Below are 8277 nucleotides of genomic sequence, written 5' to 3' on the forward strand. Positions count from 1 at the left end.
AGCCTCCAGGTAGTCCTCCGATGATTCCGTGGTTCGCATATCTCCAGCCCCCATGGTCGATCATTTGCGGCATGTTGGGACGATTCTGCGCCTTTGCCTTGATGTCCCATTAGATCCTTCGTTGGCGCACCGCAGGTACGCGCTTGCCGAAATGCTAGGCGAGCTGACGGTCGGCCGCCCACATTGCGGCGTATTTGCCGCCTCGCGCGACAAGCTCCTCATGCGTCCCCTGCTCGATCACCCGCCCGTCGCCGATGACAGCGATGCTGTCGGCGGTTCGCACGATGGGCAGCGTGTGCGCGATCATGATCACCGTCTTACGGCGCGCAAGCAGGTTACGGATTGCCCGCTTGACCGCCAGCTCGTTTTCGATGTCGAGCGACGCCGTCGCCTCGTCGAGCAGCACGATGGGGGAATCCCGCAGGATGGCGCGCGCGATGGAAAGTCGCTGCCTTTCACCGCCCGAAAGGCGCGACCCGTTCTCGCCGATGCGGCTGGCGTAGCCCTCGGGCATCTGCCCGATGAAGCCGTCGGCGTTGGCAAGCCGACACGCCTTCCTGATCTCCTCGTCGCTCGCATCGGGCTTGGCGTAGCGCACGTTCTCTGCCACCGAGTCGTCGAACAGAAAGACATCCTGGTCGACGATCGACACGTGCTCGAGCACGCGCTCGGGGGCGTACGCCGCCGAGTCGGAACCGCCGATGAGGACCGACCCCGCATCGGGCCGGTAGTACTGGGCGACGAGCGAAAGCGCAGTCGACTTTCCGCAGCCGGAATCCCCCACGAGTGCCGTGAGACTGCCGGGAGCGCACGCAAGTTCGAGGCCGCGGAACACGGGGTTGCCCGGCTCGTACGCGAAATCGACGCCGGAAAGCTCAATTCCCGCGTCTCCGACGGAAAACTCCTCGTCAACGCCCTGCTCCTCCACTTCGGCAGCGACGTCCGCGATGCGGCCCTTCGCGATGGACAGATTGCGGTAGGCGGTGAGGTCGACGAAGAGCGCCGCCGTCAGCTTGATGATGAACAGGGGCAGCATGATGATGAGCACGGCGGAAACCGCATCGAGCGTTCCGGCAAGCACCGCGTTGCAGCAGACGAGGAACAGCGCGGGCGCGCCCATTCCGACAAGGGCGAACACCACGGCTCCCGGCGGCGTCACGGCCGCCTCGTACCGGTAGCTGATGTCGGAGAATGCGCGCATGCTCTCGACGATGCGCTCGTTCGCCGTCCCGCCGATCCCGTAGGCGCGCAGCGTCTGCATGCCCGTCACGTGCTCCACGATCGCGCTCGCGTTCGAAGCCTGGATGGCGCTTTTGCGCGCGCCGAAACGCCTCACCTGGTGCCACGAGTAGGCAAGGCCCGGCACGATCAGCAGGAACATCGCGGCCACAATGGCTCCCGCAGGCGCGAAAAGCCACGTCACGAACGTGATGAGCATGACCGCCAAGGCGACGTTCTTCACGATGCTGCCGGTCTTGTGCGTGAGGATCTGCTCGTAATCGTTCACGTTCACCGTGAGCGCGTTGAGGTAGTCGCCCGAGCTGCGCTCGGTGAAGCGCGAGAGCGGGATCCGCTTGATCTTCTCGCCGAGAAAGACCCTGATGTTGCGGCTGATCTGGGCACCGCCGATCTGTCCTTGAAGATAGCCGTACCCGTACACGAGTAGGCGCACCACGAACACCGCCGCGACCGCCGCCGTCATGGCGAGCGCCGACGACATCGTGAACGACCCCTCGAAAACGCCCCGTATCACGAGGTAGATGAGAGCGAAGTTGCACCCGTCGAGCACCCCGTCCACCACCATGCAGGCAATATGGACTGAGAAGCGGCGGTTCTTCGCGAAGATGCGCGTGGGGTCCCGCCGCGCTGCCGTGTTCGATCCCGTCATCGCCGTGCTCCCTTCTCCGAATCGGCTTCGCCTTGCCCCGTTCTCGTCATCGCGCTTGCCTCCGCGACGCTCCGTCCTGCTCCTGCGCTCTTCGCACCATCGCTGCCAGGCGAGCCGTCGCTCTCCGCAACGCCCGCCCACCCGAAGCTGACGCTGCGAGCTTCGTCGTAGTCCCGCCACGCCTGCGCGTAGTAGGGGCATGCCGCAAGGACCTGCTCGTGCGCGCCGACCGCCGTCACGCGCCCGTCTTCGACGACGGCGACCCGGTCGCACCTGCGGACCACGCCGAGGCGGTGCGCGACGACGATTACCGTCTTTCCCGCGCACAGGTTTCCGATCGCCGTGTCGATCTGGAGCTGGTTCTCCGGGTCGGCGGCGCTCGTCGCCTCGTCGAGGATGAGAACGGGCGCGTCCTTCAGGATGGCGCGCGCGATGGCGATGCGCTGGCGCTGACCGCCCGACACCCGGTCGCCGAGGCTGCCCATCTCGGTGTCGTAGCCGTCAGGCAGCGTCATGATGAAGTCGTCGATGCAGGCAAGCCGTGCCGCACGGCGCACGTCCTCGATCGATGCGTCGAGCCCCATCCGGATGTTCTCGAGGATGCTGCCGCTCGTGAGGAAGGTCTTCTGGAAGACGACGGCGACATGGGCCAAGAGGTCGTCGTAGTCGATAGACCGCACGTCCTTCCCGCCGATGAGCACCTGGCCGGAATCGGGATCGTAGAAGCGGCTGACGAGCTCGACCAGCGTCGTCTTCCCCGCGCCGGACGGGCCGACGATCGCGATCCGCTCCCCTTGGGCGATGCGCAGCGACACCCCGCGCACCACCTCGCGGCCGGCGTCGTAGGAGAACCTCACGTCGCGCAGCTCGATGTCGCAACGCCTGGGGAACGGATCCCCGCCCCCGAACACCGGCATGTCAAGCAGCTCCTGGGCGCGCGCCGCGCCGCTTGCCACCTCGGCGAGCTTGGACCCCATCTCCTGCAGCAAGCGGATCTCCACGAGGTAGAGCGATCCGACGAACGCGAACAGCAGGTAGGTGCTTCCCGAAACGGCGCCCGTCGTGAACATGAGCCCGCCGAGGGGGATCATGATGAGCAGTCCGCATTCGATCACGACCAGGTACGCCGCATAGGCGGGCGCGGTCTTGCGGGAGATCTCGCACCACACGTCGAACTCGCCGTCGACGCTGTCTCGGAAGCGTTTGAAGGAGGCCGACCCCATGTTGAGCGCCTTGATGACCCGCATCCCCGAAACGTACTCGACCATGACCGAGTTCATGCGCGAAAGCGCTGCGGCGGCTCGGGGCATGACCTCGCCCATCACTTTGAAGCACGCCCCCATGAGCGCCACGGCGGCAGCGAACGGGACGAGCGTCGCGAGCGCGAGGGGCGCGTTCGTCGAGCACAGGAAGGCGAACGCCGCGACCGGTCCTGCGAGGTACATGAACGCTTCGGGGATGTTGTGGGCCAAAAACAGCTCGAGGCGCTCGACGTCGTCGAGCAGCACCGTTTTTACCTGCCCGATCGATCGCTCGCTCAGCGATCCGAGGGGCGCATGCGCCAGATGGTCGACGATGCGGCACCTCACGTCGAAAAGCGTGCGGTAGGCCCCCTTGTGCGACAGCAGGCTAGAGGCGGCGAAGCACGCGTACTGCACGACGAACCCGACCGCCACGACGGCGGCGCACTGAGCGAGCAGCCCTTCGGTCAGGGTTCCCGCATACGCCGCCTGCATGATCCGGTAAACGCCCCAATACGGTACCATGGTCATAAGGCCCGACACGGTCGCGGCGACCATCGACGCGACCAGGAACTTCCGATTGGCGCCCGCCCATGCGAGCACGAGCGAGAACGCCCCGCCCGCTTTCTTCTCCTTCGCCATGCCGCCTCCGTTTCCGCGGTGGGGAGCATGCGACGAACGGACGACCCTACCGCTTGTTTTTGAAGCAAGGATAGCTTTCTAAGCTTTGAATCAGCGTTTATGCAGCGCCCATACGTCCCCTTGGCGCATAAGCTCGTCCGATCGTCGCATCATGACGAAAGCACTCGGAACCTACCGTCCCTCTTCCCGGTCGCCTTGGCCTACCCGCGTCGGCACAGATGAGGGCGGGGTCGAAGAAGATGCCGCGGCTTCCATCGATGAGGGCAAAAACGCAGGAGGCGAGGCATGGGCTAAGACGTCCGGAGCGGACGCATCGGCATTGCCCCAGCCCTAGCCCCCAAGCCCTTCGAACTGCGTTCCGGCGAAGAGGGCGCGTCTGATGTCGTCCAAGCCGCCCGCGACGTCGTAGGTCCCCGTAACCGCGCCTCCAGAAAGCTCGACGGCGCGATCGCACGCGCAGGCGATGAATTCGAGGTCGTGCGTCACCACGAGAACGACCCGCCCTTCCGCGGCAAGCCGCCGGATGAGGCCGGCCACCCGCCGCATGCTTGCGAGATCGAGCCCGCTCGTCGGCTCGTCGAACGCGAGCACGTCCTTTCTCGCGGCGACGCACGACGCGACCGCGAGCCGCTGCTTCTGGCCGCCCGAAAGCGTCGCCGGATGGCGATCGGCGACGTCGGAGAGGCCGAGCGACGAAAGGATGCCCTCCGCGTCGACCGTCCGTGCCCGGTCCCTGCCCATGCCGAAGACGACCTCGGCCGCAGTGCTGTCGGCAAACAGCTGGTAGTTCACATCCTGGAACACCATCGACGACCGCGCGAGACGCTCCCGCTCGCCTGCCTCCTCGCCGAAGAGCCGATAATCTCCCGAGCTTTTCGCCAGACCGCAGATCGCGCGTGAAAGGGTCGACTTGCCGGCGCCGTTTCGCCCCACGAGGGCGATGACCTCGCCCGCGGAAGCCGAAAGATCCACTCCTCGCAGCACCTCTCGCTTCCGGTACCCCGCCCGCACGCCGTGCACTTCGAGGCCCGCTTCCGCCCGATAGCCTTCGCTCGCTCGCGGCTCCGCCTCCGATTGCGACGGTTCACCTGGCCGCGGCTTCGCCGCCTCACGTGCCCGAGAGCTACCCTGCCCACAAACCGGAGCCGCCGCCTCGACTTCTGCCAGACTTTGCGCGCGCAGTCCGAGCGCGCCGACCTCCTGCGCAGAAAGCGACGCGAACTCCTGTGGGGAGAACCGTCGCACGATCCGGCCGCCGTCCATGACCACGACCTCGTCGGCGATGCCCGCCAGCCACCAGAGCCGGTGCTCAGCGACGAGCACGGACGTTCCCGACGCCTTCGCCCTCGCCACGTACGAGCGCAGATCCATGATCGCCGCCATGTCGAGGTTGCTCGTCGGCTCGTCGAGCACGAGATTCGTTGGCCGAGCTGCCCAGACGCTCGCGAACGCGATCCGCTGCTTCTCGCCTCCTGAAAGCGAGAAGATGTTCCGGTCGGCGAGATGGCGAATGCCCAGATCGTCCATGGTTTCCGCCACACGCTCACGGATCTCGCCTTCCGGCGTCGAGCAGCTTTCCAACGCGAAGGCGACCTCGCCCGTCGAATCCACGTTGAAGAACTGCGTCCGCGGGTTCTGGAACACGCTCCCGACAGAGAGTGCGACCTCCCAGCTGTGCATCTGCGCGCAGTCGCACCCGTCGATCACCACGCGGCCGGAAAGCGCTCCGGGAAAGAACGTCGGCGCAAGTCCGTTGGCGAGCCGCGTCAGCGTCGTCTTGCCGCATCCCGAAGGGCCGCACACAAGCACGCACGAGCCCTGCGGTACCGCAAGGTCGATATGCGACACGCCGGCGGCCCGCTCCGGCACGGTCTGCGCGTAGGCAAACGTCACGTCTGAAAATTCGATCACGCCACGCTCCTTAGAACGATTGCCGCTGCGAGGACGGCGACGGCGACGACGGCGGCCGCCGCGTCCGCCGTCCCGAACTCGATATGCAGGTAGCAGGTTCGCGGCGCGGGGTTTTCGATCCCGCGCGCCACGCTCGCGCACGACAGCTCGTCCGCGACGTTGAGTGCGCTCATCATGAGCGGCACGTAGAGGCATTCGACCGTCAGGCCCGGCCTGCGCAGAAAGCCGCCGAGCGTCGGGCTCACCCCGCGCATGCGCATCGCGTCTTTGATGTAGCCCCAGTCCTCGCGGATGGCGGGAACGTAGCGCATCATCACCGCGAGCGGGATCGTCACCTCGCGCGGGCAGCGCATCTTCGAAAACGCGCTCATGAACTCGTTGACCTGGGTGGTCGAAACGATGATCGCCGCGAGCAGCCCGCAAGGGAACACCTTGCGGACGAGTAGGAAGAACGAGTTGAACAGCGTGCTGAAGATGCCGAGGTTCACCTGGGCGAGCGCGATGGCGATCCCCATGGTCGCACAGTAGACGGCGAACATCGCGACCGACAATCGCGCCTTGCCGCACAGCGCCCCGAAGACGACGGCAAGCACCATCATCCCCGCTTCGAACGGCAGGCCCGGGGAAAAGAACACCGCGAGCGCCCAGACGAACAGCAAGGCGAGCTTCGTTCGCGGGTCGAGGCGCATCGCCTTTCGCGCGCTCACGCCGTCATTCCCGCCTTCTCGAACTGCTTGCGCAGCATCCGCATCCCCGCGAGCGCGCTCACGAGCGCGCAGACGAGCGTGAGCACGATCATCGCAGGCAACACCCAGTCGGCGCCGGTCGCGACCATCGTGTCCATGTACGCCTGCTCGGTTCCCTTCTCGACCAAATACGTCGAATACCCCGCCGGGTCGAGCCAGAGCATGAGGTAGGAGCCCAGGGGGTTGAGCGAGAACGCAAGGAAGCTCGCGATGTTGAGCGGCTTGCTCCGAAATCCGCCCGCGCCCGCGATCAGGTCGCCCACGATGCCGAGCACGACGAGGAACACCGACCACAGCCAGTACATGCCCGTCACGAACATGACGACCGCCTCGACGATGCCGAGGATGATGAGGGGGCCGTGCTTCGGCACGCGCGCGATGAGGAGCAGGTAGGCCGGCCCCGTGAGCAGCGCCGCGCCCGCCGGCATGAGGAACGTCAGAACCGGGTTCGGCGCGAACAGCATGCTTCCCACCATCATGAACACGAAATAGAGCGCGATGCACACACCTGTGGTCACGAGGTCTTTTGCCCCGAGCCCCCGTTTCGCTTCCTGAACGCCGCTTTGCATAGGTTTCCTCCTAACGAACGAAGATGTAAGCTATCGTTAACTCTATGCAAGCGAAGGGCGGTGGACGAGGAGCACTGACCGCGATGTCCGATCGTCGCACGTTCGCGTTCGATCGTCGCATCGTCGGTCGCGCCACCCGCTCCCTCATCCGGCGAATGGCTGGTACCATGATTGTTAACTATGACTTACTAGAGGAAAGGGCAGACCCATGGGATTCGTCGGCATACACGACGCGACACTAGAGCAATCGGGATTCGCCGAAGTGACCCGCCCCGCGGGGTTCGGGCCGCTGTGGAAGTCGTACGCATCCCACAGCGGATTCGCACGCGGGTACTACCACCTCTGCGCGCCGAGCGACCGGTGGAGCATCGCCATCCACGACTTCACGCTCGAAAAGGACGCACTGCTCGAATTCAAGCTGCCGGAATACCTTTCGATCACCTGGTACGAATCGATTTCGGGGGAAGAGCTCACGCCGTACCGCAAGCTGCGCGCCAAGGCACTCTGGGGATTTTGCAGCGACCAGGGTGGCTGGCGAGGGCTCGTTCACGGGGGAGTGCCCGTCCGCGCCATCGGGATTGAGGTCACGCCCCGTATGTCGACGGAATACCTGGAAGCCGAATACGAGGGGCAGTTCGAAAACGTGCGCGACGCGTTTCTCTCTGTGAACGACATGCATGCGTTCCCGGAGATGAGAGCCCTGCTTGCAAGCCTCTATCCCCACCCGGGCGACGAGGGCAAGTCCCAGCTGTTCTACGAAGGAAAGGTGCTCGAGGCGCTCGGATTGCTCGCGGAACGTACCCGTATCTCCCGCCAGAAGCCTCGCGCGGGGCTTTCCGAAGAGGACGCTCGGAGGATCCGCTCCGTCGTCGCCTACATCGACGATCATGCCGCGCGCAATCTGCTCGTGTCCGACCTCGCCCGCGCGGCATGCATGAGCCCCACCAAGTTCAAGGAGAGCTTCCGAATCGAAACCGGGCTGACTCTCACCGCGTACGTTCAGCGCCGACGCGCGAGCATGGCGGAGTCGCTTCTGCGACAGCCCGACCTCACGATCGCGCAGGTCGCCCGGGCGGTCGGCTACACCTGTGCAGGTCGGTTCTCGAAGGTATTCCAGCGAGAAACGGGTATGCTTCCGAGCGAGTACCGCAGCGAGCTCGCCCATCGATAAGGCGGACACGTGACGTTAGACGTGTTTCAGCGTTACGCCCTGATGTCGGCAGCCTGTGCGTCCACTGCTCGCTCAAGGTCGGGAGGGCGAGAAGGGACCTGTGATGGGA

The 8277-nt window shown here is 65.3% G+C and carries 6 protein-coding genes; 1 reads left to right on the top strand and 5 read right to left on the bottom strand.

Going from position 1 to position 8277, the window contains the following annotated elements; genetic code table 11:
• Window positions 1-154: 154 nt before the first annotated feature.
• The 5 genes from GPA_RS20025 to GPA_RS06325 all read right to left on the bottom strand — a co-directional run bounded on the left by GPA_RS20025 (window position 155) and on the right by GPA_RS06325 (window position 6997).
• On the bottom strand, window positions 155-1888 hold the full coding sequence (locus GPA_RS20025) for an ABC transporter ATP-binding protein (RefSeq protein WP_015539334.1): 1734 nt from the start codon (window positions 1886-1888) through the stop codon (window positions 155-157).
• Window positions 1885-3771, bottom strand: a complete 1887-nt coding sequence (locus GPA_RS20030) for an ABC transporter ATP-binding protein (protein ID WP_015539335.1) — start codon at window positions 3769-3771, stop codon at window positions 1885-1887. The genes GPA_RS20025 and GPA_RS20030 overlap by 4 nt, the downstream gene beginning before the upstream one ends.
• Before the next feature lie 330 nt (window positions 3772-4101).
• Complete coding sequence (locus GPA_RS06315) at window positions 4102-5682, bottom strand: ABC transporter ATP-binding protein (RefSeq protein WP_041239186.1); 1581 nt, start codon at window positions 5680-5682, stop codon at window positions 4102-4104.
• The gene (locus GPA_RS06320) at window positions 5679-6389 is read right to left on the bottom strand and encodes an energy-coupling factor transporter transmembrane component T (protein WP_231847589.1); all 711 of its coding nucleotides are present in this window, start codon (window positions 6387-6389) and stop codon (window positions 5679-5681) included. Before GPA_RS06320 ends, GPA_RS06315 begins: the two co-directional genes overlap by 4 nt.
• Window positions 6386-6997 (bottom strand): MptD family putative ECF transporter S component, encoded by a 612-nt coding sequence (locus tag GPA_RS06325; protein WP_041239187.1) that lies wholly within the window; start codon window positions 6995-6997, stop codon window positions 6386-6388. Before GPA_RS06325 ends, GPA_RS06320 begins: the two co-directional genes overlap by 4 nt.
• Window positions 6998-7205: 208 nt before the next feature.
• On the opposite strand from GPA_RS06325, the gene GPA_RS06330 reads away from it, so the two are divergent.
• The gene (locus GPA_RS06330) at window positions 7206-8168 is read left to right on the top strand and encodes a helix-turn-helix transcriptional regulator (protein WP_015539337.1); all 963 of its coding nucleotides are present in this window, start codon (window positions 7206-7208) and stop codon (window positions 8166-8168) included.
• Window positions 8169-8277 lie beyond the last annotated feature (109 nt).

It is taken from the genome of Gordonibacter pamelaeae 7-10-1-b (assembly GCF_000210055.1).
Taxonomy (GTDB): Bacteria; Actinomycetota; Coriobacteriia; order Coriobacteriales; family Eggerthellaceae; genus Gordonibacter; species Gordonibacter pamelaeae.